Here is a 20,487-nt window from a genome sequence, read left to right as displayed (position 1 = left end):
CTCAGCGCCGGTACCCGCGCTGCGGGTCCCGCTCCTCAGCGTCCTCGTACATCAGGAACCACCCCTCCGGGTGCGTCGCCGCCAGCAGCAGTTCGGTGCGCTGTTCCGCGCCCAGATCCGGGTCCCCGTCGTCCGGCCCGTACACGCCGAACAGCTCGTCGTGGCAGCCGTCCCAGTCGTAGTCGTACAGGTCGGCCGGCAGATCGCCCATCATGTCGGCCACCGACTCGGGCTGGGAGCCCAGCAGCGCCCGGGCGTCCACCAACGCCATCCGCAGCGCGATCTCCTCGGCCAGGCAGCGCGGCAGCGGCCACTCGCCGAGTGCGAGGTCGTCGGCCAGGTCGTCGAAGGCCCGGGCCAGCGAGCGGCGCCAGCCCCGGTGGAGGCGCCAGGTGCGCTGGGGCAGCCGGGCGAAGACCGTCCAGTCGGTGTCCTCGGCCTCGACCACCGGGTCGTCCCCGTGCTCGTCGAGGTCGTCGTACGCGGCGTCACCCAGGCCGATCAGCTGGGCGTGCAGCAGGCAGGCGGTGCGCGGGGTGAGGGTCCAGTCGGCGCCCGCGCCGCCGTCCTCGTCCTCGCCGTCCAGCGGGAACAGCTCGGCGAAGTCCGGCGTGAAGTCCTCGGTGACGCTGATCTCCAGGGTGCCGCCGATCGCCTCCACACCCGGGATGGCGGCCACCAGCCGGTCGGGGTGCAGCAGCGCGCCGAGCGCCGCGTTGGCGTCCTCGGCCACCTCGCGCAGCAGTTCCCGGCGCTGGCCGGCCGGGTCGATACCCTCGAAGTCCAACTCCTCGACGGCCCTGATCGCGGCCGCGCGCAGCGCCGGCCAGTCGGTGATCCGCAGGCCCAGCACCACCGTCGCCTCGATCTCCGGCGCGTCGGAGTACTCCGCCGCGCCCGGCCCCTGTGGATGATCGCTTCGCTCGCCCATGGGGCTACGGTACGGCTTTTCGGCCGCCCGATCACCGGTCTGAACCAGCTTCGCGAAGCCTTCTCGGCCACGGCCCGGCCGCGCCTCTGTCACTCGGAGGCACGACCCGGCAGGATGGGCGCCATGGCTGACATCAACGAGTACGGCGGCGGGCAGGGCCCGAACGCCGACGTCCTGGTCGTGACCACCAACGACATCCCCGGTTTCCGGGTCGACCGCGTGATCGGCGAGGTCTTCGGACTGACCGTGCGCAGCCGCAACATCGGCAGCCAGATCGGCGCCGGGCTGAAGTCGCTGATCGGCGGTGAGCTGCGGGGTCTGACGAAGACCCTGGTCGAGAGCCGCAACGAGGCGATGCAGCGGCTGATCGAGCAGACCAGGGCGCGCGGCGGCAACGCGGTGCTGATGATGCGCTTCGACGTGACGGAGGCGGCGGACGTGGGCACCGAGGTCTGCGCCTACGGCACCGCCGCGGTGGTCTCGCCGATCGCCTGAACCGCCGCCGGCGGGCCGCGGCAACGCGGCGTCGATGATGCGCTTCGACGTGACCGAGGCGGCGAACGTGGGCACCGGGAACAGCCGCCGACCCCTAGATGTTTCACCCGCGTGACTGTTTACGGTGCAACCAATAGCGTCCCGCGGCTTCCCGACGGACAGCGGCCCGACGCCCCGCAGCGGCGCGTGGACGTCCTGGTGGTGGGCGCCGGGCAGGCGGGCCTGTCCGCCGCCTACCACCTGCGCCGCCGCGGCTTCGCCCCCTTCCGGGAGGGAGCCGACGGCGGCTTCGTCGTGCTCGACGCCAACGCCTCCCCCGGCGGCGCCTGGGCGCACCGCTCGCCGTCCCTGCGGATGGCCACCGTGCACGGCTTCCACGACCTCCCGGACGCCGAGCTCCCGCCGACCGATCCGGAGGCCCCCGCGCGCGAGGTGGTGCCGGGGTACTTCGCCACGTACGAGGCCCGGCACGCGCTCCCGATCGTGCGCCCGGTCGCGGTCCGCGCGGTGCGTGCCGAGTCCGAGCGCCCCGACTCCCGCCTGCTGGTCGAGACCGACCGGGGCACCTGGTCCGCCCGCGCGCTGATCAACGCCACCGGCACCTGGACCCGCCCCTTCCTCCCGCACTACCCGGGCCACTTCGCGGGCCGTCAGCTGCACTACGCCGACTACCACGGCCCCGAGGAGTTCGCGGGCCGACGCGTCCTGGTGGTGGGCGGCGGCGCCTCGGCGATCCAGGTGCTGTCGGAGGTGGCGGCGGTGGGCGAGACGGTCTGGGGCACCCGCTCCGAACCCGTCTACCACGAGGGCCCGTTCACCCCCGAGTACGGGCGCGCCGTGGTCGCCGAGGTCGAGGAGCGGGTCCGCCAGGGCCTGCCCGTACGCAGCGTGGTGAGCGTGACCGGCCTCGGCCCCTCGGTCGCCTACCGGCGCGCCGAGGAGTTGGGCGCGCTGCACCGCCGGCCGATGTTCGACCGGCTCACCGAACACGGGGTCGCTTGGGGCGAGCAGGAGGTGGCGGTGGACGCGATCGTCTGGGCGACCGGCTTCCGCCCCGAGGTCGGCCACCTCGCGCCGCTCGGCCTGCGCTCCCCCGGCGGCGGCATCGCGCTCACCGGGACCCGCGCCACCGCCGACCCGCGCGTCCACCTGGTCGGCTACGGCCCCTCCGCCAGCACCGTCGGCGCCAACCGGGCCGGGCGCGCAGCCGTCAACGACCTGGTCAAACTACTCGGGGACCCGGCGAAGGAGCTCACCACCGTCTGAGGCGCCACAGCGGCTCAGCGGTCGTAGTCGACCGTCACCCGGTCGGTGAGCGGACGGGCCTGGCAGGTGAGGACGTAGCCGGCCGCCAGCTCCTTCTCCTCCAGCGCGAAGTTGCGGCGCATCTCCACCTCGCCCTCGGTGACCAGGGCGCGGCAGGTGCCGCAGACCCCGCCCTTGCAGGCGAAGGGCAGGTCGGGGCGGGAGCGCTGGGCGCCGTCCAGGATCGAACGGTCGCGCGGGAGGGTGAGGGTGCTGCCGCGGCCGTCGAGGACGACGGTGACCTCGCTGCGCTCGCCGGGCGCGCCCTCGGCGTCGCCGTCCGCGCGGTCCCAGTCCTCGTCGCGCTCGGCGAGCGGCTCGTCCTCGGCGTGGAACAGCTCCTGGTGCACCCGCTCGCCCGGCACCGCCAGCTCGGCGAGCAGCTCCTTCGCCCCGGCGACCATGCCGAACGGGCCGCACAGCCACCAGTGCCCGACGCCGGCGACGTCCACCAGCGCCGCGAGCAGGGCCCGGACCCGCTCCGGGTCCAGCCGGCCGCTGAGCAGTTCGGCGTCCCTGGTCTCCCGGGACAGCACGTGGACCAGCTGGAAGCGGCCGAGGTAGCGGTCCTTCAGGTCGGCCAGCTCGTCCGCGAACATCACGGTGTCACTGCGCCGGTTGCCGTAGAGCAGGGTGACGGTGGAGCGGCGGTCGGCGGCCAGCACGGAGGCGGCGATCGACAGCATCGGGGTGATGCCGGAGCCGGCCGCGAGCAGCACGTGGTCGGCGGGGAGGCCGAGTTCGGGGGTGAACAGGCCGGACGGGGTCAGCACCTCCACCTCCTCGCCGGGCCGGGCCTCACGCACCAGCCAGCGCGAGAACAGCCCGCCGGGCACCTCCCGGACGGCGATCCGCAGCGGGCCGCCGACGGGGGCGCAGATCGAGTACGAGCGGCGCTCGTCGGCGCCGTCCACCACCTTGCGCAGGGTCAGGGTCTGCCCGGGGCGGAAGGCGTACTCGGCGGCCAGGCCGTCCGGCACCGCGAAGGTCACCGCCACGGCGTCGTCGCAGAGCCGCTCCACCCGGTCGATCGGCAGCCGGTGGAAGCTCGGGCGCCGGGCGGGGCGCACGGTGTCCGTGGCGGAGGTGCCGGACGTGGCGGACGCGGCAGGGGTGGCTGCGGGAGAGGCGGCGGGCATTCAGATCTCCTTGACGCGTTCGAAGGGCTCACGGCAGGCGCGACAGCGCCAGAGCGCCTTGCAGGCGGTGGAACCGAAGCGGGACAGCTCCTCCGTGTCGGTGCCGCCGCAGAGCGGGCAGGGCACGGGGGCCACGGCTCCGATGCGGGTGGACCCGAGGGTCAGCGGCACCGGACCGGCCCCGGCGGCGCCGACGGCCGAGGCCGGGCGCGGCGGGGCGATGCCCGCCTCGGCGAGCTTGCGGCGGCCCTCCGCGGTGATCAGGTCGGTGGACCACGGCGGGTCCAGCCGCAGCCGCACCCGGACGTCCAGGTACCCGGCCGCGCGCAGCCGGCGGTCGACGTCGGCGGCCATTTCGGCGACGGCCGGGCAGCCCGAGTAGGTCGGGGTCAGCCAGGCGGTCACCGCGCCGCCGGCGCCGTCCACCTCGACCTCGGCCAGCACGCCCAGGTCGGCCAGGGTGAGCATGGGCAGTTCCGGGTCCGGGACGGCCGCGGCGACCGACCAGGCCAGGTCCCGGGTGGTGGTCACGGTGTCCGTCACCACGTCGCCCCCGGGTGTGCGCGGGCCAGCACCTGCAGTTCGGCCAGCAGCGGGCCGAGCGCCTCGGTGTGCACCCCGTCCCGGCCGGCCCGGCCGAGCACGGTGGCCAGCGGCGGGACGTCCGGCACCGTCAGCCCGGCCTCGGCGATGACGGCGCCGAGCGAGCGCAGCACCGGTTCGCGCAGCTCCGCCGGGTCGGCGCCCACCCGAAGCTCCGCCGGGTGCCCGGTGAACAGTTCCTCCAGCAGCGGCCAGACCGCGTCCAGCCCGGCCTGCATCCGCTCCGCCGAGTACGGTGTTCCGTCGCCGAGGCGCAGCGTCCAGGCGCTGGCGTACTCGCGGTGGTAGGCCAGCTCCTTGACGCCCCGGGTGGCGACCGCGGCCAGCACCGGGTCGGGGTGCGCGCTCAGCGCCTCGTACAGGGCACCGCGGGCGGTGGCGAACAGCAGCAGCCGGGCGATCGAGTACGCGAAGTCGCCGTTCGGGGTCTCCACCAGGCGGACGTTGCGGAACTCGTGCTCCTCCCGCCAGTACGCCAGGTCGTCCTCGGTGCGGCCGGAGCCGTCCGCCTGCCCGGCCCGGGTGAGCAGCAGCCGGGCCTGGCCGAGCAGGTCGAGGCCGAGGTTGGCGAGCGCGACCTCCTCCTCCAGCTCGGGCGCCCGGGTGCACCACTCGATCAGCCGCTGGGCGAGGATCAGGGCGTCGTCGCCGAGCATCTGGCAGTAGTCGGCGAGGTCGGCGCCGTCCAGGCCGGCGGGCAGGGCGGTGTCCACGCCGAGCAGCGGGTCGGCGAAGCCCGTCCCGTACGCCCAGCGGCCCTCGCCCTCGGGGCCGGGCGTGGCATCGACGAGGCTGAGGTAGACGTGGTCGTCCTCGGTGGCGGACGTGGTGTGGTCGTGCACGGTGGCTCCCCCGTCAGATGTGCGGGACATCCTCGGGGATGTCGTAGAAGGTCGGGTGGCGGTAGACCTTGTCGCCGCTGGGCTCGAAGAACGGGTCGCGCTCGTCCGGGGTGGAGGCGGTGATCGCGTCCGAGCGGACCACCCACAGGCTGACGCCCTCGTTGCGGCGGGTGTACAGGTCGCGGGCGGCGAGCAGGGCCATCCGGTCGTCGCTGGCGTGCAGCGAGCCGACGTGGACGTGGTTCAGGCCGCGCCGGGGGCGCACGAACACCTCGTACAGCGGCCAGCCGGCCTTGGACTCAGCCGGGGACTCAGCCTTGGGCTCGGTCACTTTCCGTTCTCCTGTTCGGTGTGCTGCTCGGCGGCTGCGGTCTGTTCGGCGGCGCGCTTGGCGGCGTAGGCGACGGCCGCCTCGCGCACCCAGGCGCCGTCCTCGTGAGCGGCCCGCCGACGGTCGATCCGCTGGGCGTTGCAGGGGCCCTGGCCGTGGATGACCCTGGTCAGCTCGGACCAGTCCGGCTCGCCGAAGTCCCAGCCGCCGCGCTCCTCGTTCCAGCGCAGCTCGGGGTCGGGAAGGGTGACGCCCAGGTGCTCGGCCTGCGGGACGGTCATGTCGACGAAGCGCTGGCGCAGCTCGTCGTTGGTGTGGCGCTTGATCCGCCAGGCCATCGAGCGGGCGGTGTTCGGCGAGTCGGCGTCCGAGGGGCCGAACATCATCAGCGACGGCCACCACCAGCGGTCGACGGCGTCCTGGACCATCCGGCGCTGCGCCTCGGTGCCGCGCATCAGGGTCATCAGGAGCTCGTAGCCCTGGCGCTGGTGGAAGGACTCCTCCTTGCAGATCCGCACCATCGCGCGGGCGTACGGACCGTAGCTGCAGCGGCAGAGCGGGACCTGGTTGCAGATCGCGGCGCCGTCCACCAGCCAGCCGATCACGCCGACGTCGGCGAAGGTGAGGGTGGGGTAGTTGAAGATCGAGGAGTACTTCTGGCGGCCGCTGATCAGCTTCTCGGTGAGCTCGGCGCGGTCGACGCCGAGGGTCTCGGCGGCGGCGTAGAGGTAGAGGCCGTGGCCGGCCTCGTCCTGGGCCTTGGCGAGCAGGATCGCCTTGCGGCGCAGCGAGGGGGCCCGGGTGAGCCAGTTGCCCTCGGGCTGCATGCCGATGATCTCGGAGTGGGCGTGCTGGGCGATCTGGCGGATCAGGGTGGCCCGGTAGGCGTCGGGCATCCAGTCCCTGGGTTCGATCCGCTGCTCGGCGGCGACCACCGCCTCGAAACGGTCCTCCGGTGTCTGCGCGGGGACCGGCTCGGCCACCTCTGCTGTCACCACGGGCCCCTCTCCTGTTTCCTGCATCGGCTGTTTACTGCTTCGGCATTCCCTGCGTCGACGCCGAGCACCAACCGACTGACCGTTCGGTCGGTCCCATTCTGCGCGGTGGGGAGGAGGGATGGCAAGGGATGGCAAGGGACGGCGAGGGGCGGCGACGTACAGGCGGGACGACTGTGGGCGCGCGCCGGGTGTGGACAGGCGCAGAAACAGATAACAGCTGACAGAATCTGAAATCTGTCAGCTGTTATCTGTTAGCCGTGTTCTGTTAGCTGTGGCCTGTTAGCCGTCTCCTGTCAGGTCGCCCCCCGCCAGCTCGGCTCATCCCTCCCCGCGGTCCCGCAACCGTGGCAGCGGCACCGCGAGCAGCGCCGCCAGCAGCGCGATCCGCGGAGCGAGCTCGTCCAGCCGGATGTACTCGTGCCGGGCGTGGGCGCCGGCACCCACCGCACCGAAGCCGTCCAACGTCGGCAGTCCGCGCGAACCCGGCAGGTTGGTGTCCCCGGCCCCGCCCGCCGGGGCGCCGTCCAACTGCTGCCCGAGCACCGCGGCGAGCGAACGCACGTGCCGCAGCAGCGGGTTGCCGGTCCGCTCGGGCCAGGCCGGGCGGCTGGACAGCACCTCCGTCCGCACCCGGGCGCCCGGGCGCAGCGCGGTCAGCCGGGCGAGGTTGTCCAGCGTACGGCGCTGCGCCTCCGCGGTGGCGAACCGCAGGCCGAGCTCCGCCTCGGCCCGACCGGCCACCACATTGGCCCGCGAACCCCCGCTGATCCGACCGGCGTTGAGCTCGGTACCGGGCTGGCCCGCGAGTCCGCGGACGAGCACCAGCTGGTCGACGAGCTCGTCCACCGCCGACACCCCGTCGTGGGCGTCGTTGCCCGCGTGGGCCTCCCGCCCGGTCACGGTGAGCCGGACCCGGGTGCTGCCGCGCCGCGCGGTCTTCAGCCGGCCGTCCGGATGCGGGGGCTCCAGCCCCAGCGCCGCCGCCGCCCCGCGCAGTTGGCGCTCGACCAGGCGACGCCCGTCCGGGCTGCCGACCTCCTCGTCGGAGACCACGACCAGCCGCACGGTGCGGTGCGGCCGCTCCCCCAGGTCCGCGAGCAGCGCCAACGCGCCCTCCAGGATGGCGAGTCCGCCCTTCATGTCGACCACGCCGGGCCCGGTGAGCCGCCCGTCCTGCTCGGCCACCGGCCAGTCGGCCAGGGTGCCGACCGGCCAGACGGTGTCGTGGTGGCCGACGATCAGCAGATGCGGCAGCGTCTCGTCGCGCCCCTCCCACTCCAGGACGAGATGGTCACCGGCTGGCCCGGGTTCGCGGCGGGCAGTGGCCCCGGTGGCCCGAAAGCCAGCCGCCAACTCCTCGGCCAGTGCGTCGAGTCTGGGCGCGTCCCCGCTCGGCGACTCGATCCGCGCCAAGTCGGCGCAGCGCCGCCGGACGGCACCGGCGAGGGTACGGGCACGGGCGCTGAGCGCCTGCGGCAGGCCGGGCAGCGCCGCAGTGGCACCGGCAGCGGCGGACTTGGCCGTCGCGGAGGTGCTGGAAGTACTGGAAGCCGCAGAAGTGGCGGACTTGGCAGGCGTGGCAGACGTGACGGTAGCGGAAGCGGTTCCGGGCGCGGTTCCGGGCACAGTACCGGAAGCGGCAGCGGCACCGGCGGCGACCACGAGGGCCTCGCCGTCGGCGGCGGCGGGAACAGTCACCGGTACGCGGTCGGGTTCGGCGGCGGCACCCGGCGCGGCCGGCGACCCGACGATCTGGGGACTCAACGCTCGCCTCCGCGGCCGCCGCCGGTATTCAGCGGCCGTACCGGCCGACCGCTCCCGCCCGGGTGCCAGGCCCGCCCGGACCGCACCGGTCGGCCGGGATGATTCACGGCCGGTCGGAACGGCCAGTCTGGCCCAAGTGCGGTGGAACGGCTGGGCGGCGTGCTTGGCATTGCGTCCTCCTCGCTCGATCCGGTGCCCCGGTCCGCCCGGAGCCCCGTACACGGCGGTCTCCTGGCAGCGGGCGCGGAAGCCGGACCGCCGCAGGGAAGCCGAGATGTGAGCCTAGAAGAACCGTTCGGTTTCCTGCGAGGTGGCCCTGCTCCCAGCGTGCCGGTACCGGCCCCAACCTGGCACGCCCGTCGGACAACGGCGACGGGCGCTCGGCGCGCGGGCCCGGATCGGCACGCGGGCGCGGTCGCCGGATCGCGCCCATCTCCACCATGGACCTGCCGCCCGGGTTCGGCAGCGCAAACCGCCAAGGCACGGCATTTCCAGGCCGGATGGGTGACAGCGGCTCAGCAGGCGGTACGAACCGGGGGCACGCGGCGGCTCAGGGAAGCCCGTCGCGACGCCCGGCCTGACGTCCGGGGAACATCCGTGTGAACACCGTCCGGCACTGCGCCCCACCCCGCCCTCGCGCGCGCCCGTCGTCAGGCACCGTCCCCGACCACCCCCGCATCCCGTGCGAGCAGCGCGGCCTGGACCCGGTTGCCCACGCCGAGCGCGGTCAGGATCCGACTGACGTGCGCCTTGACGGTGCTCTCCCGCATCCCCAGCACGCCCGCGATCTCGGCGTTGGACAGCCCGTCGGCGAGTTCGCGCAGCACGTCGGTCTCACGCGGGGTGAGCCCGGCGACCCGGCTGCGGGCGGCGACCGACCGGGGCGCGCCGACCCGGTGGTATCGGTCGATCAGCCGTCGCGCGGCCGCCGGGTGCAGCATCCCCTGGCCCCCGGCGACCACGTGGACGGCCCGGGCGATCTCGGCGGGCGGGGTGTCCTTGAGCAGGAAGCCGTCGGCCCCGGCCGCGAGCGCCTGGTACACGTACTCGTCCAGGTCGAAGGTGGTGAGCGCGATCACCCGCGGGCCGTCCGGCAGTTCGCGCAGCCGCCGGGTGGCGGCGATACCGTCGAGCCGGGGCATCCGGATGTCCATCAGCGCGACGTCGATCCGGTGGCCGCGGGCGAGCTCGACGGCCTGCAGCCCGTCGGCGGCCTCGGCGACCACGGTCAGGGCCGGGTCCTGGGCGAGGAGGTCGACCAGACCGAGGCGAACCAGCGCGTCGTCGTCGACCACCATCGTGCGGATCATGAGGCGTCCTTGGGCTGCGGGATCGTTGGCTCCGGGGGCGGCGGCTGCGGGACCGATGGTTCCTGGGCCAGCGGCTCCGGGGGCGGTGGCTCCGCGATCGGTGGCTCCGCGGTCGGTGGCCGCGGGGTCGGAGCACCGCCGGGGGCGGGGAACGGCTGCGGCGGGCGGTCCGGCGCGGGCAACCGGACGGAGAGCCGGAAGCCGCCGGCGGCGTCCGGGCCCGCGTCGAGGTGACCGCCCAGTGCGCCGACCCGTTCACCGAGTCCGACCAGGCCGTACCCGCCGCCGATGCCGGACCCGTTCGGCGACGCCCCGCCCGGACCGTTGCGGACCTCGACGGTGGTCGCGGGCCCGCCGTAGCCGACCCGGACGGTGACGGGCGCGGCGTGCGCGTACTTGCGGGCGTTGGTCAGCGCTTCCTGGACGACCCGGTGGACGGCCAGCCGGTGGGTGGTCGGTACGGCCTCCGGGTCGCCGGAGACGGCGAGTTCGACCTGCTGCCCGGCCTGGATCGCCTCGCCGACCAGCTCGGTCAGGTCGCGCAGGGCGGGCGCCGGGACACGGGTCGTCCCGGTCGGCCCGGGCCGCTCGTCCTCGGCGGCGGGCCACTCCGGCGGGTCGGCACGCAGGGCGCCGAGGACGTCGCGCAGGTCGTCGAGCGAGCGGGCGGCGGCGGTGCGCAGCAGTTCGAGGCGGTGGGTGAGCCGGTCCGGGTCGGCGGCGGCGGTCCCGGCGCGGGCCTGGTCGCGCAGCACCCCGGCGTGCAGCACCAGCAGACTGAGGCGGTGGGCCAGCACGTCGTGCATCTCCCGGGCGATCCGGGCGCGTTCGGCGGATCTGGCCTGCTCGGCACGCAACTCCCGCTCGCGGCGCAGCGTTTCGACCTGTTCGTGCAGGGTGCGGATCAGCACCCGGCGGCCGTGCAGCCACAGCCCGACGGACAGGACGGCGGCCTGGACGAGGAGTTGGGAGCCGATGGTGCCCGCCCAGCCGACCAGCGAGTCGGCGCCGGTCGCGCTGAGTACCGCAATCGCCGCGCCGCCGACCACTGCCGGTGCGATCCGCCCGAGGGAGGCGAGGTAGTAGACGCTGAACAGAGCCGGGAAGGCCCGGTTGAACAGGCCGCCGGTGAGCACCGGCAGGACGGCGGAGGCCACCGGGTAGCGGCGGGCGAACAGCAGGGACAGCGCGGCGAGCGCGGCCATGGCCGTCCGAGGCAGGCGCAGCGGGCTGTCGGTGTTCAGCCACTGGACGAGACCCTCCTCCACGGTGAGGGCGAGGACGCCGAGCAGCAGCAGTGTGTCGGTCCAGGGCCGGCGGTCCGGGCCGAACCAGCCGAGCAGGCCAGTGCGCATCAGGCTCCTCCCCTCCCGCCTCGTCCGTCCGCCTGTCCGTCTGCCTGTCCGTCCATTCGCTCGCTCGATGCTAGGGCGGGCGGCGACGCGGCGCTCCCGTCTCCCGGGTAGCCGCACCCTCGACTTTGGTCGGGGGGCGATGCCGCTCTCCGGCCGATTCCGGGCCCGCCCGGTCTCCCTAGCGTCGACGGCATGACGAACGGACAGCTCCTCCACCGCCCCGACTCCCTTCCGCCGCAGACCAGTTCGCACGGCGCACTCGACTCGCCGTCCGGCGGGGACCACCTGCTGTTCCTCGCCGAGGCGCTGCGCACCTTCCACGACACCGGCGCGCTGGCACCGAGCGGCGCGGAGCTGGTGAACGCGCTGGTGGTGCCGGCGACCAGCCGTCCGAACCGGCCGATCTCGGTGCTGGAGGTAGGCGCCGGGACGGGGGCGGTGACCCGGCGGCTGGCCCAGGTACTGCGCCCCGGCGACCGGCTGCACGTGGTCGAGGCGAACCCGCGGTTCGCCGAGCGGCTGCGGGAGGACCCGGCCCTGGCGGCGCGCCGACCGGGGGTGGGGCTGCGACTCTCGGCCTGCCGAGTGGAGGAGCTGCCGGAGGCGGGAGTCGAGGCCGCGGGGGCCGAGGTCGCGGGGGCCGCCCCGGGCTCCGAGGAGCGGTACGACGTGATCGTGTCCGGCCTGCCGTTCACGAACTTCGAGCCGACCCAGGTCCGGGACCTCCTCAACCTCTACCTACGGCTGCTGGCGCCCGGCGGGGAGCTGACCTACTTCGGCTACCTCGGCACCACGACGGCACGCACGCTCACCTCCGGGCCCCGCCGGGTCGCCCGCCACCGGGTGGTGGCACGGCTGCTGCGACGCTTCGAGGCGACGTACGGGCTGGGCGAGCGCACGGTGTGGCGCAACCTGCCGCCCGCCCGGGCCTACCTGCTGCGCTCGCCGGGCGGACGGCAGGACTGGGCGCCGACCCCGGCCCCGCCCGCCTCCGCCACTGCCCCTGCCCTCGCCCTTGCCCTCACTCCGGAGCCCGATCCGAACAGATGACAGTCGACAGATTTCAGATGACAGATAACAGACGACAGCGAACAGATTTTGAAATCTGTTCGCTGCCATGCCATAGTGAGACCCGGGTCACACCACCCGCCCCCCGGCGCCACACCCGTCCCTGGAGTACTCATGGCCTCGACCACCCGCCCCGCACAGCGCGCGCTCGGCACCTCCGGGCCCGTCACCTCCGCCCTCGGCCTCGGCTGCATGGGCATGTCCGACCTCTACGGCCCGGCCGACGAGGCCGAGAGCATCGCCACCATCCACGCCGCCCTGGACGCCGGAGTCACCCTCCTCGACACCGGCGACTTCTACGGCATGGGCCACAACGAGCTGCTGATCCACGAGGCACTGCGCGGCCGCGACCGCGAGAGCGTGCAGATCAGCGTGAAGTTCGGCGCCCAGCGCGACCCGAACGGCCAGTGGCTCGGCTACGACGCGAGCCCGGCGGCCACCAAGACCGCGCTCGCCTACACCCTGCGCCGCCTGCGCACCGACCACATCGACATCTACCGCCCGGCCCGCCTCGACCCCAAGGTGCCCATCGAGGAGACCGTCGGCGCCATCGCCGACCTGGTGAAGGCCGGTTACGTCCGCCACATCGGCCTGTCCGAGGTGGGCGCCGACACCCTGCGCCGCGCCTCCGCCGTCCACCCGATCAGCGACCTGCAGATCGAGTACTCGCTGCTCTCCCGCTCGATCGAGGCCGCCGTACTGCCCGCCGCCCGTGAACTCGGCATCGGCATCACCGCGTACGGCGTGCTCTCCCGCGGCCTGCTCAGCGGCCACTGGGACCAGGACCGCCCGCTGGCCGGCACCGACTTCCGCGGCCAGAGCCCGCGCTTCCAGGGCGACAACCTGACCCACAACCTCACGCTCGTCGAGGCGCTGCGCCAGGTCGCCACCGCCAAGGGCGCGAGCGTCGCCCAGGTCGCCATCGCCTGGGCCGCCTCGCGCGGCGAGGACATCGTCCCGCTGATCGGCGCCCGTCGCCGGGAGCGCCTGACCGAGGCCCTCGGCGCGCTGGACGTCACGCTGACCGCAGAGGACCTCGCCGCCATCGAGGCGGCCGTCCCCGCCGGTGCCGCCGCTGGCGACCGGTACGCTGCCGCGCAGATGGCGAACCTGGACAGCGAACGCTGACCAGCGGAAACCTCCGCACCACCTGACCGCACGACCCTAAGGACGGCCCTCCCCGTGACCACGGACACCGCACTCACCGCCGAGCAGATCCTGATCGCGGCGGAGGAGGTCCTGCGTCGGTTCGGCCCGGCCAAGGCCACCGTCGTGGACGTCGCCCGCGACCTCGGCGTCAGCCACAGCAGCGTCTACCGCCACTTCCCCAGCAAGGCCGCCCTGCGCGAGGCGGTCACCCAGCGCTGGCTCGACCAGGCGCACCACGAGCTGGAGACCATCTCGACCGACGCCGGCGGCGCGGCCGAGCGTCTCAAGCGCTGGCTGAGCACGCTGTTCGCGGCCAAGCGGAAGAAGGCGCTGGACGATCCGGAGCTGTTCGCCACCTACATGGTGCTGGTCGACGAGAACAGCGGCACCGTGGCGGCGCACATCGACACCCTGGTCAAGCAGATCGCGCAGATCGTCCAGGACGGCATCGACGGCAAGGAGTTCAAGCTCGCCCACGTCCTCACCACCTCCCGCGCGGTCTTCGACGCCACCGCCCCCTTCCACGACCCGGCCTATGCGCCCACCTGGTCCGAGCCGGCCGCGGACGAGCGCTTCGAGGCCGTCTGGAAGCTCGTTCTCGGTGGCCTGAAGGCGAAGTGACGCAGATCATCGGGTCCAGGCGCCGGCGTCCGGAGTGAAATCCGGTCGCCGGCGCCTCGGCCGTCGGGCAGACTGTCGCACACAGTTGATCTCACTTGGAGGATGACATGCGTGCGGCCGGCCCGGTCCTGGACAGCCTGCGGGGGCTCGCCCTCGGCGACGCCTTCGGCGACCGCTGGTTCTCGGTCCCGGCCGACGAGACGTCCGCCGCCCTGGCCGCCCGGCTGGCCCGCCCGGCGCCCTGGCACTGGACCGACGACACCGCGATGGCCCTCGTCCTGGTCCGCCACCTGACCACCCGCGGCGAGGTCCGACAGGACGCGCTGGCCGAGGAGTTCGCGGCGGAGTACACCCGCGAGTACGCACGCAAGTACGGTCCCTCGATGCACCGGGTGCTGCGCGGGATCGGCTCCGGCGGGGACTGGCGCGCCATCACCTCGGGCCAGTTCGAGGGTCAGGGCTCGCACGGGAACGGCGCGGCGATGCGGGTCGCCCCGCTGGGCGCCTGGTTCGCCGACGACCTGGACGAGACGGTCCGGCAGGCCGAACTCCAGGCGCTCACCACGCACTTCCACCCCGAGGCGGTCGCCGGGGCGGTGGCGGTCGCACTCGCCGCGGCGCTCGCCGTCCGCAGCCGGGGGCAAACCCCACCCGGCCGGGCCGAGTTGTTGAGCGAGGTGGCCGGGCGACTGCCGGACAGCGAGGTCCGCTCCGGTCTGCGGATCGCCGCCCGGATGCCGGGGCACACCAGCGTCCGGCACGCGGCCACCGTACTGGGCTCGGGGCTGATGATCTCCGCCCCGGACACCGTCCCGTTCGCCCTCTGGTCCGCCGCCGGGCACCTGGACTCGCTGCCCGAGGCGATCTGGCACACCCTGGAGGGCGCCGGCGACATGGACACCACCTGCGCCATCGCCGCCGGGGTGGTCGCCGCCCGCACCGGGCTCGCGGACGTCCCGCCCGCCTGGCTCGCCGCCCGCGAGGAGCTGCCGGACTGGGTCGCCGAGGTGTCGACGGGGCTCTGAACCGAACGGCGCCCGGACGTCCCGGGAAGACGTCCGGGCCGGCCGCCGCTCCCCCGGCGGGCCGCCTCGTCGGGTCCGAGGCAACTCTGCGATCAGCGCCGCGAGTTGCCGAACAGCAGTCGGTAGGCGATCAGCAGCACCAGCGCGCCGCCGATCGCCGACACCCAGGTCGGCCCGTCGAAGAAGCGCGCCGTGATCGACCTGTGCAGGAAGTGCGACGCGATCCAGCCGCCGACGAAGGAGCCGGCGATGCCGATCAGGGTCGTCACGATCAGGCCGCCCGGGTCCCTCCCGGGCAGCAGCAGCTTGGCCAGGGCGCCTGCCACCAGGCCCAGCACGATCCACGCGATGACGCTCATCCGTCCATCCTCCCGTCCGCGGCGCGGCGGCCCCGTCCGCCCGCCCTGCCCGGAAGGACGCCGCCTCCCACGGGCCCGGTTCCGCCGTCCGGGCGGGGCGCGCGCGAGCCGCCCGTCCCGAGCCGACCGGTCCGCGCGTAGCGCCCTTCCGGCGCGCCGTCCAGCTCGGAACACCGAGGCCGCCCGCATCCTGGTCGCCGATCACCCGCCCGCCGCGTGGCGCCCCGCGCCCGCGCGCCGCCACCCGCCGGACACCGCGCTGAGCCCCAGGTACAGCACCGACGCCGCCGCGAAGCCCACCGCCCAGCCGTAGTCGGCGAGCGGCTTGAGGAAGGGGACCAACCCGTCCACCGGGAACGGCCCCTGTTTGACCCCGTGCCCGTCGACGGCCGAGTACGAGCCACCGACCGCCAGCAGGCCGCCGACCAGCAGTGCGGCGACCGCCCGCCAGTTCCACCCGGCGGTGTACCAGTACGCTCCGAACGGCCGGTAGAGCTCGACGAGTTGGAGACGGGTGCGGCGCACCACCCAGTAGTCCGCGATCAGCACCCCGGCGACCGTCCCGAGCAGGCCGCCTACCACGCCCAGCCAGACGTAGATGTAGACGTGCGGGTCGGCGATCAGCCTCCAGGGGAAGATCGCGATCCCGACCACGCCGGTGATCAGTGCCCCGGTACGGAAGTTGACGAACCTGGGCAACAGGTTGGTCAGGTCGTAGGCCGGGGAGACGACGTTGGCGGCGATGTTCACCGACAGCGTCGCGACCAGGACGGTCAGCAGCGCGAACAGGACGGCGACCGGGTTCTCCATCTTCGCGGCCAGCTTGATCGGGTCCCACACCGGTTCACCGTAGACCGCCTCGGAGCCCGAGGTGACCAGCACCGACAGCAGCGCGAAGAGCGTCATCGTCGTCGGCAGGCCGAGCGCCTGGCCGCGGATCTGGGCCCGCTGGCTGCCGCCGAAGCGGGTGAAGTCGGGGATGTTCAGCGACAGGGTGGACCAGAAACCGATCATCCCCATCAGCGACGGGAAGAAGACCTTCCAGAACCCGCCGTTCCAGCCGAGTCGGGAGGGCTGGGAGAGCAGGGGCCCCAGTCCGCCCGCCTTGACGGAGATCCATACCAGCAGGGCGAGCGCGCCGACGATGACGAACGGCGCCGCCCAGTTCTCGAAGCGCCGCAGCGTCTCCATCCCGCGGGCGATGATGGCCATCTCGATCAGCCAGAACAGCAGGAAGGAGAGCCACTGCGTCCACGGGTATCCGCCGAACTCCGAAGCCGTGCGCCAGGATTCACCGAACAGCTTGCCCGCCAGCAGGAAGATGCCTTCGCCCCCGATCCAGGTCTGGATGCCGAACCAGGCGCAGGCCACCGCCGCCCGGATCAGCGCGGGCAGGTTGGCGCCGCGCAGCCCGAAGGAGGCCCGGGCGAACACCGGGAAGGGAATGCCGTACTTGGTGCCGGCGTGCCCGGTGAGCAGCATGGGGACGAGCACGATCAGGTTGGCGAGCGCGATGGTCAGCACCGCCTGTTTCCAGTCCATGCCGATCGCGACCAGGCCCGAAGCCAGCGTCCAGGACGGGATGTTGTGGGCCATGCCGACCCAGAGCGCCAGGAAGTTGTACGTGGTCCAGGTGCGCCGCCGCACCGGGACCGGCCGCAGGTCGTCGCTGGTGAAGCCGTTGAGGGGCAACACCCGGTCGGCCGGGTCGAGTTCGACCCGGCCGTCGGGGTGCTGCCGCTGTCCGCCGCCGGTCGCGGTGTCGGCCATGGGCAACTCCCGTCTTGCACGGAGGGATCAGAGGTGAGGGATGACGTCCGTTCCGTAGGCGTCGATGGTGGACTCGACCGCGTCGTGCATGGCGTAGACGGCGAACTGGTCGACGCCGAGCGAGCGGAGTTCCGCCAGCCGGGCACGCTGCGCCTCCACCGGCCCGATGAGGCAGAAGCGGTCGACGATCTCGTCCGGGACGAAGGCCGTGTCGGGGTTCCCGGCCCGGCCGTGGTGGCTGTAGTCGTAGCCCTGGCGGCCCTTGATGTAGTCGGTGAGCGCTTCGGGCACCAGGTCGGAGTGCTCGCCGTAGTGGCCGACCAGGTCGGCGACGTGGTTGCCGACCATTCCGCCGAACCAGCGGCACTGCTCCCGGGCGTGGGCCAGCGCGGCGGGCGAGTCGTCGGCGGTGACGTACGCGGGGGCGGCGACGCAGATGGTGAGCGAGGACGGGTCCCGGCCGGCCTCGGCGGCCGCGGCCCGGACCGCCTTGATCATGTACTCGGTGAGGTACGGGTCGGCCAGCTGCAGGATGAATCCGTCGGCCTGACGACCGGTCAGTGCGAGCGCCTTCGGGCCGTACGCGGCCATCCAGATCGGCAGCTCCGCGCCGGGTCCCACCCATGGCAGGTGCATCTCGGCGCCGTCCACCTCGGTGGCGCGCCCCTCGGCCAACTCCTTGATGGCGTGCATGGCTTGGGAGAGCCGGTCGAGGGTGGCGGGCCGGCGTCCGGCGACCCGCATGGCGGAGTCGCCGCGGCCGATGCCGCAGACGGTGCGGTTGCCGTACATGTCGTTGAGCGTGGCGAACAGGGAGGCGGTGACCTCCCAGGTGCGGGTGGAGGGGTTGGTGACCATCGGGCCGACGGTCAACCGCTCGGTCTCGGCGAGGATGCGACTGTAGATGACGAACGGCTCCTGCCACAGCACACAGGAGTCGAAGGTCCAACCGTGGCTGAACCCGGCCCGTTCGGCGCGGATCATCCGGTCGATGAGCAGGCGGGCGGGCGGGTCGGTCTGCAGGACGAGGCCGATGTCCATGGGTGGCTCCGGGAGGGGTGGGAGGGCGGCCCGGGGCCGGCGTGCGCCGCGCGGCCCCGGCCGGGAGAGGGAGGGGTTCAGGTCAGGTACTGGCAGGTGTCGCGGCGCAGGAAGGCGCCGTGCCCGGCCCGGCCGAGCCAGCTGCCCTCGTCCAGCACGACGGTGCCGCGGGAGAGCACCGTCCGTGCCCGGCCGGTGAGTCGGCGGCCCTCGTAGGCCGAGTAGTCCACGTTCATGTGGTGAGTGGCGGCGGAGACGGTCTGCACCGCGGTGGGGTCGTAGACGACCAGGTCGGCGTCGGCGCCCGGCGCGATGGTGCCCTTGCGCGGGTGCAGCCCGAACATCCGGGCCGGGGTGGTGCAGGCGATCTCGACCCAGCGCCGCCGGCTGATGCGCCCGTCCACCACCGCCTGGTGGAGCAGGTCCATCCGGTTCTCCACGCCGGGAAGGCCGTTGGGGATCTTCGAGAAGTCGCCGCGGCCGAGTTCCTTCTGCCCCACGTAGCAGAACGGGCAGTGGTCGGTGGAGACCACCTGGAGGTCGTTGGTGCGCAGCCCGCGCCAGAGCGCCTCCTGGTGCTCGCGGGGCCGAAGCGGCGTGCTGCACACGTACTTGGCGCCCTCGAAGCCGTCCGTTCCCTCCTCGGCGAGGTCGTCGGTGGAGAGGAAGAGGTACTGCGGGCAGGTCTCGCCGAAGACGTTGAGCCCGGCATCGCGGGCCTGGGCGAGTTCGGCGAGGGCGGAGGCGGCGGAGACGTGCACCACGTAGAGCGGACTACCGGCCACCTGGGCGAGCTTGACGGCCCGGTGGGTGGCCTCGGCCTCCAGCAGTTCGCGCCGGACCTCGCCGTGGTAGCGCGGGGCGGTGTGCCCGGCGGCGAGGGCCTGTTCGACCAGGACGTCGATGGCGATGCCGTTCTCGGCGTGCATCATGATCAACCCGCCGTTGGCGGCGCCGCGTTGCATGGCGCGCAGGATGCGGCCGTCGTCGCTGTAGAAGACGCCGGGGTAGGCCATGAACAGCTTGAAGGAGGTGGACTCGCCGGAGTCGACGAGCGTGTCCATCTCCTTGAGGACGGCGTCGTTGACGTCGGAGACGATGGTGTGGAAGGCGTAGTCGATCGCGCAGTTGCCCTCGGCCTTGGCGTGCCAGGTGTCCAGGCCCTCGCGCAGCGAGCCGCCGACGGGCTGGACGGCGAAGTCGACGATGGTGGTGGTGCCGCCCCAGGCGGCGGCGCGGGTGCCGGTCTCGAAGGTGTCGGAGGCCGCGGTGCCGCCGAAGGGCAGCTCCATGTGGGTGTGGGCGTCGACGCCGCCCGGGATCACGTAGTGGCCGGTGGCGTCGATGACGGTGTCGGCGGTCCAGGCCTCGGCGGCGGCGCTGCCGGTGGCGGCCAGCGCGGCGATGCGTTCGCCCTCGATCAGGACGTCGGCGTGGAGTTCGTCGGCGGCGGTGATGACGAGGCCGCCGCGGACGACGGTGCGCTGCTGCGGGTCGCGGGTGGTCATCGCGGTGCTCCTCAGGCCTCGGCGATCGGTCCGTAGGCGTCGGGCCGGCGGTCGCGGTAGAACGCCCACTGCTGGCGGACCTGTTCGATCAGGTCGAGGTCGAGGTCACGGACGACGAGTTCCTCCTCCTTGTCGGAGGCGACGTCGCCGACGAACTGGCCGCGCGGGTCCACGAAGTAGGAGGTGCCGTAGAAGTCGTTGTCGCCGTACTCCTCGGTGCCGAGCCGGTTGATGGCGGCGACGAAGTACTCGTTGGCGACGGCGGCGGCGGGCTGTTCGAGCTGCCACAGGTAGGCGGACAGGCCGCGGCTGGTGGCGGAGGGGTTGTAGACGATCTGCGCGCCGGCCAGGCCCAGGGCGCGCCAGCCCTCGGGGAAGTGGCGGTCGTAGCAGATGTAGACGCCGACCTTGCCGACGGCGGTGTCGAAGACGGGCCAGCCGAGGTTGCCGGGCTTGAAGTAGTACTTCTCCCAGAAGCCCTTGACCTGCGGGATGTGGTGCTTGCGGTACTTGCCGAGGTAGCTGCCGTCCGCGTCGATCACGGCGGCGGTGTTGTAGTAGACGCCGGTCTGCTCCTCCTCGTAGACCGGTACGACCATGACCAGGCCGAGTTCGCGGGCGAGTTCCCGCATCCGGCGCACGGTCGGACCGTCCGGGACGGCCTCGGCCCAGCGGTAGTGCTCGGGCTCCTGGACCTGACAGAAGTACGGGGAGTTGAAGACCTCCTGGAAGCCGATGATCTGCGCACCCTGGGCGGCGGCCTCGCGGGCGTACCGCTCGTGGAGCGCGATCATGCTCTCCTGGTCGCCGGTCCAGCGGGTCTGGACGAGCGCGGCACGGACGATCTGCGACATGGGTACCTCCGCAACTCCG

At 73.4% G+C, this 20,487-nt stretch carries 20 protein-coding genes; 6 read left to right on the top strand and 14 right to left on the bottom strand.

Annotated features, from left to right (window positions below; translation table 11 throughout):
* Window position 1: 1 nt before the first annotated feature.
* The gene (locus ACGF12_RS02225) at window positions 2–931 is read right to left on the bottom strand and encodes a hypothetical protein (RefSeq protein ID WP_393024189.1); all 930 of its coding nucleotides are present in this window, start codon (window positions 929–931) and stop codon (window positions 2–4) included.
* A 123-nt stretch (window positions 932–1,054) separates the two neighbouring features.
* On the opposite strand from ACGF12_RS02225, the gene ACGF12_RS02220 reads away from it, so the two are divergent.
* Complete coding sequence (locus ACGF12_RS02220) at window positions 1,055–1,426, top strand: YbjQ family protein (protein WP_393024186.1); 372 nt, start codon at window positions 1,055–1,057, stop codon at window positions 1,424–1,426.
* Window positions 1,427–1,612: 186 nt separating this feature from the next.
* The gene (locus ACGF12_RS02215; protein WP_393024620.1) at window positions 1,613–2,692 is read left to right on the top strand and encodes an NAD(P)-binding domain-containing protein; all 1,080 of its coding nucleotides are present in this window, start codon (window positions 1,613–1,615) and stop codon (window positions 2,690–2,692) included.
* Between the two features lie 14 nt (window positions 2,693–2,706).
* Here the strand turns inward: ACGF12_RS02215 and paaE are convergent, their stop codons facing one another.
* From paaE to ACGF12_RS02175, 8 genes are all read right to left on the bottom strand, one after another.
* Window positions 2,707–3,870, bottom strand: coding sequence for a 1,2-phenylacetyl-CoA epoxidase subunit PaaE (gene paaE / locus ACGF12_RS02210; protein ID WP_393024183.1), 1,164 nt, complete (start codon window positions 3,868–3,870; stop codon window positions 2,707–2,709).
* Window positions 3,871–4,401, bottom strand: coding sequence for a 1,2-phenylacetyl-CoA epoxidase subunit PaaD (gene paaD, locus ACGF12_RS02205; protein ID WP_393024180.1), 531 nt, complete (start codon window positions 4,399–4,401; stop codon window positions 3,871–3,873).
* Between the two features lie 8 nt (window positions 4,402–4,409).
* On the bottom strand, window positions 4,410–5,345 hold the full coding sequence (paaC, locus tag ACGF12_RS02200; RefSeq protein WP_393024177.1) for a 1,2-phenylacetyl-CoA epoxidase subunit PaaC: 936 nt from the start codon (window positions 5,343–5,345) through the stop codon (window positions 4,410–4,412).
* Window positions 5,329–5,646, bottom strand: a complete 318-nt coding sequence (gene paaB, locus ACGF12_RS02195) for a 1,2-phenylacetyl-CoA epoxidase subunit PaaB (protein WP_355670425.1) — start codon at window positions 5,644–5,646, stop codon at window positions 5,329–5,331. The genes paaC and paaB overlap by 17 nt, the downstream gene beginning before the upstream one ends.
* The gene (paaA, locus tag ACGF12_RS02190) at window positions 5,643–6,581 is read right to left on the bottom strand and encodes a 1,2-phenylacetyl-CoA epoxidase subunit PaaA (RefSeq protein WP_393024617.1); all 939 of its coding nucleotides are present in this window, start codon (window positions 6,579–6,581) and stop codon (window positions 5,643–5,645) included. The genes paaB and paaA overlap by 4 nt, the downstream gene beginning before the upstream one ends.
* Window positions 6,582–6,962: 381 nt before the next feature.
* Entirely contained in the window at window positions 6,963–8,408 is a 1,446-nt protein-coding gene (locus ACGF12_RS02185; RefSeq protein ID WP_393024175.1) for a M20 family metallopeptidase, read from the bottom strand.
* Between the two features lie 650 nt (window positions 8,409–9,058).
* Window positions 9,059–9,718: a response regulator gene (locus tag ACGF12_RS02180; protein WP_387614174.1), complete on the bottom strand. Its 660-nt coding sequence runs from the start codon at window positions 9,716–9,718 to the stop codon at window positions 9,059–9,061.
* Window positions 9,715–11,073, bottom strand: a complete 1,359-nt coding sequence (locus ACGF12_RS02175) for a sensor histidine kinase (RefSeq protein WP_393024172.1) — start codon at window positions 11,071–11,073, stop codon at window positions 9,715–9,717. Before ACGF12_RS02175 ends, ACGF12_RS02180 begins: the two co-directional genes overlap by 4 nt.
* 192 nt (window positions 11,074–11,265) lie before the next feature.
* Here ACGF12_RS02175 and ACGF12_RS02170 point away from each other — a divergent pair, with 192 nt between their 5' ends.
* From ACGF12_RS02170 to ACGF12_RS02155, 4 genes are all read left to right on the top strand, one after another.
* Window positions 11,266–12,123, top strand: coding sequence for a class I SAM-dependent methyltransferase (locus tag ACGF12_RS02170; protein ID WP_393024169.1), 858 nt, complete (start codon window positions 11,266–11,268; stop codon window positions 12,121–12,123).
* 132 nt (window positions 12,124–12,255) lie between these two features.
* Window positions 12,256–13,269 carry an aldo/keto reductase gene (locus ACGF12_RS02165; RefSeq protein WP_393024167.1) on the top strand — a complete coding sequence of 338 codons (1,014 nt, stop codon included), beginning with the start codon at window positions 12,256–12,258 and terminating at the stop codon, window positions 13,267–13,269.
* Between the two features lie 54 nt (window positions 13,270–13,323).
* Window positions 13,324–13,911: a TetR/AcrR family transcriptional regulator gene (locus ACGF12_RS02160; RefSeq protein ID WP_393024164.1), complete on the top strand. Its 588-nt coding sequence runs from the start codon at window positions 13,324–13,326 to the stop codon at window positions 13,909–13,911.
* A 107-nt stretch (window positions 13,912–14,018) separates the two neighbouring features.
* The gene (locus ACGF12_RS02155; RefSeq protein ID WP_393024161.1) at window positions 14,019–14,936 is read left to right on the top strand and encodes an ADP-ribosylglycohydrolase family protein; all 918 of its coding nucleotides are present in this window, start codon (window positions 14,019–14,021) and stop codon (window positions 14,934–14,936) included.
* A gap of 92 nt (window positions 14,937–15,028) precedes the next feature.
* Here the strand turns inward: ACGF12_RS02155 and ACGF12_RS02150 are convergent, their stop codons facing one another.
* The 5 genes from ACGF12_RS02150 to ACGF12_RS02130 form a co-directional block, all read right to left on the bottom strand.
* Window positions 15,029–15,295, bottom strand: a complete 267-nt coding sequence (locus ACGF12_RS02150; protein WP_380609509.1) for a GlsB/YeaQ/YmgE family stress response membrane protein — start codon at window positions 15,293–15,295, stop codon at window positions 15,029–15,031.
* A 201-nt stretch (window positions 15,296–15,496) separates the two neighbouring features.
* On the bottom strand, window positions 15,497–17,065 hold the full coding sequence (locus ACGF12_RS02145; protein WP_393024158.1) for an NCS1 family nucleobase:cation symporter-1: 1,569 nt from the start codon (window positions 17,063–17,065) through the stop codon (window positions 15,497–15,499).
* Between the two features lie 27 nt (window positions 17,066–17,092).
* Window positions 17,093–18,106 (bottom strand): TIGR03842 family LLM class F420-dependent oxidoreductase, encoded by a 1,014-nt coding sequence (locus tag ACGF12_RS02140; RefSeq protein WP_393024156.1) that lies wholly within the window; start codon window positions 18,104–18,106, stop codon window positions 17,093–17,095.
* A gap of 77 nt (window positions 18,107–18,183) precedes the next feature.
* A complete protein-coding gene (gene hydA, locus ACGF12_RS02135) occupies window positions 18,184–19,614 on the bottom strand; it encodes a dihydropyrimidinase (protein WP_393024153.1) in 1,431 nt (476 codons plus the stop codon).
* An 11-nt stretch (window positions 19,615–19,625) separates the two neighbouring features.
* The gene (locus ACGF12_RS02130) at window positions 19,626–20,468 is read right to left on the bottom strand and encodes a nitrilase-related carbon-nitrogen hydrolase (RefSeq protein ID WP_393024151.1); all 843 of its coding nucleotides are present in this window, start codon (window positions 20,466–20,468) and stop codon (window positions 19,626–19,628) included.
* Window positions 20,469–20,487: the final 19 nt, after the last annotated feature.

This window comes from Kitasatospora sp. NPDC048296 (assembly GCF_043201815.1).
Taxonomy (GTDB): domain Bacteria; phylum Actinomycetota; class Actinomycetes; order Streptomycetales; family Streptomycetaceae; genus Kitasatospora.
The sequence above is the reverse complement of the archived record's forward strand: the minus strand, read 5'-3'. Positions and strand labels throughout refer to the sequence as shown.

Bases quoted from the DNA above. Each gene is read 5' to 3' on its own strand.
- ACGF12_RS02225 (WP_393024189.1), bottom strand. From the start codon at position 931: ATGGGCGAGCGAAGCGATCATCCACAGGGGCCGGGCGCGGCGGAGTAC.
- ACGF12_RS02220 (WP_393024186.1), top strand. From the start codon at position 1,055: ATGGCTGACATCAACGAGTACGGCGGCGGGCAGGGCCCGAACGCCGAC.
- paaE (WP_393024183.1), bottom strand. From the start codon at position 3,870: ATGCCCGCCGCCTCTCCCGCAGCCACCCCTGCCGCGTCCGCCACGTCC.
- paaC (WP_393024177.1), bottom strand. From the start codon at position 5,345: ATGTCCCGCACATCTGACGGGGGAGCCACCGTGCACGACCACACCACG.
- ACGF12_RS02180 (WP_387614174.1), bottom strand. From the start codon at position 9,718: ATGATCCGCACGATGGTGGTCGACGACGACGCGCTGGTTCGCCTCGGT.
- ACGF12_RS02175 (WP_393024172.1), bottom strand. From the start codon at position 11,073: ATGCGCACTGGCCTGCTCGGCTGGTTCGGCCCGGACCGCCGGCCCTGG.
- ACGF12_RS02170 (WP_393024169.1), top strand. From the start codon at position 11,266: ATGACGAACGGACAGCTCCTCCACCGCCCCGACTCCCTTCCGCCGCAG.
- ACGF12_RS02165 (WP_393024167.1), top strand. From the start codon at position 12,256: ATGGCCTCGACCACCCGCCCCGCACAGCGCGCGCTCGGCACCTCCGGG.
- ACGF12_RS02155 (WP_393024161.1), top strand. From the start codon at position 14,019: ATGCGTGCGGCCGGCCCGGTCCTGGACAGCCTGCGGGGGCTCGCCCTC.
- ACGF12_RS02150 (WP_380609509.1), bottom strand. From the start codon at position 15,295: ATGAGCGTCATCGCGTGGATCGTGCTGGGCCTGGTGGCAGGCGCCCTG.
- ACGF12_RS02145 (WP_393024158.1), bottom strand. From the start codon at position 17,065: ATGGCCGACACCGCGACCGGCGGCGGACAGCGGCAGCACCCCGACGGC.
- ACGF12_RS02140 (WP_393024156.1), bottom strand. From the start codon at position 18,106: ATGGACATCGGCCTCGTCCTGCAGACCGACCCGCCCGCCCGCCTGCTC.
- hydA (WP_393024153.1), bottom strand. From the start codon at position 19,614: ATGACCACCCGCGACCCGCAGCAGCGCACCGTCGTCCGCGGCGGCCTC.
- ACGF12_RS02130 (WP_393024151.1), bottom strand. From the start codon at position 20,468: ATGTCGCAGATCGTCCGTGCCGCGCTCGTCCAGACCCGCTGGACCGGC.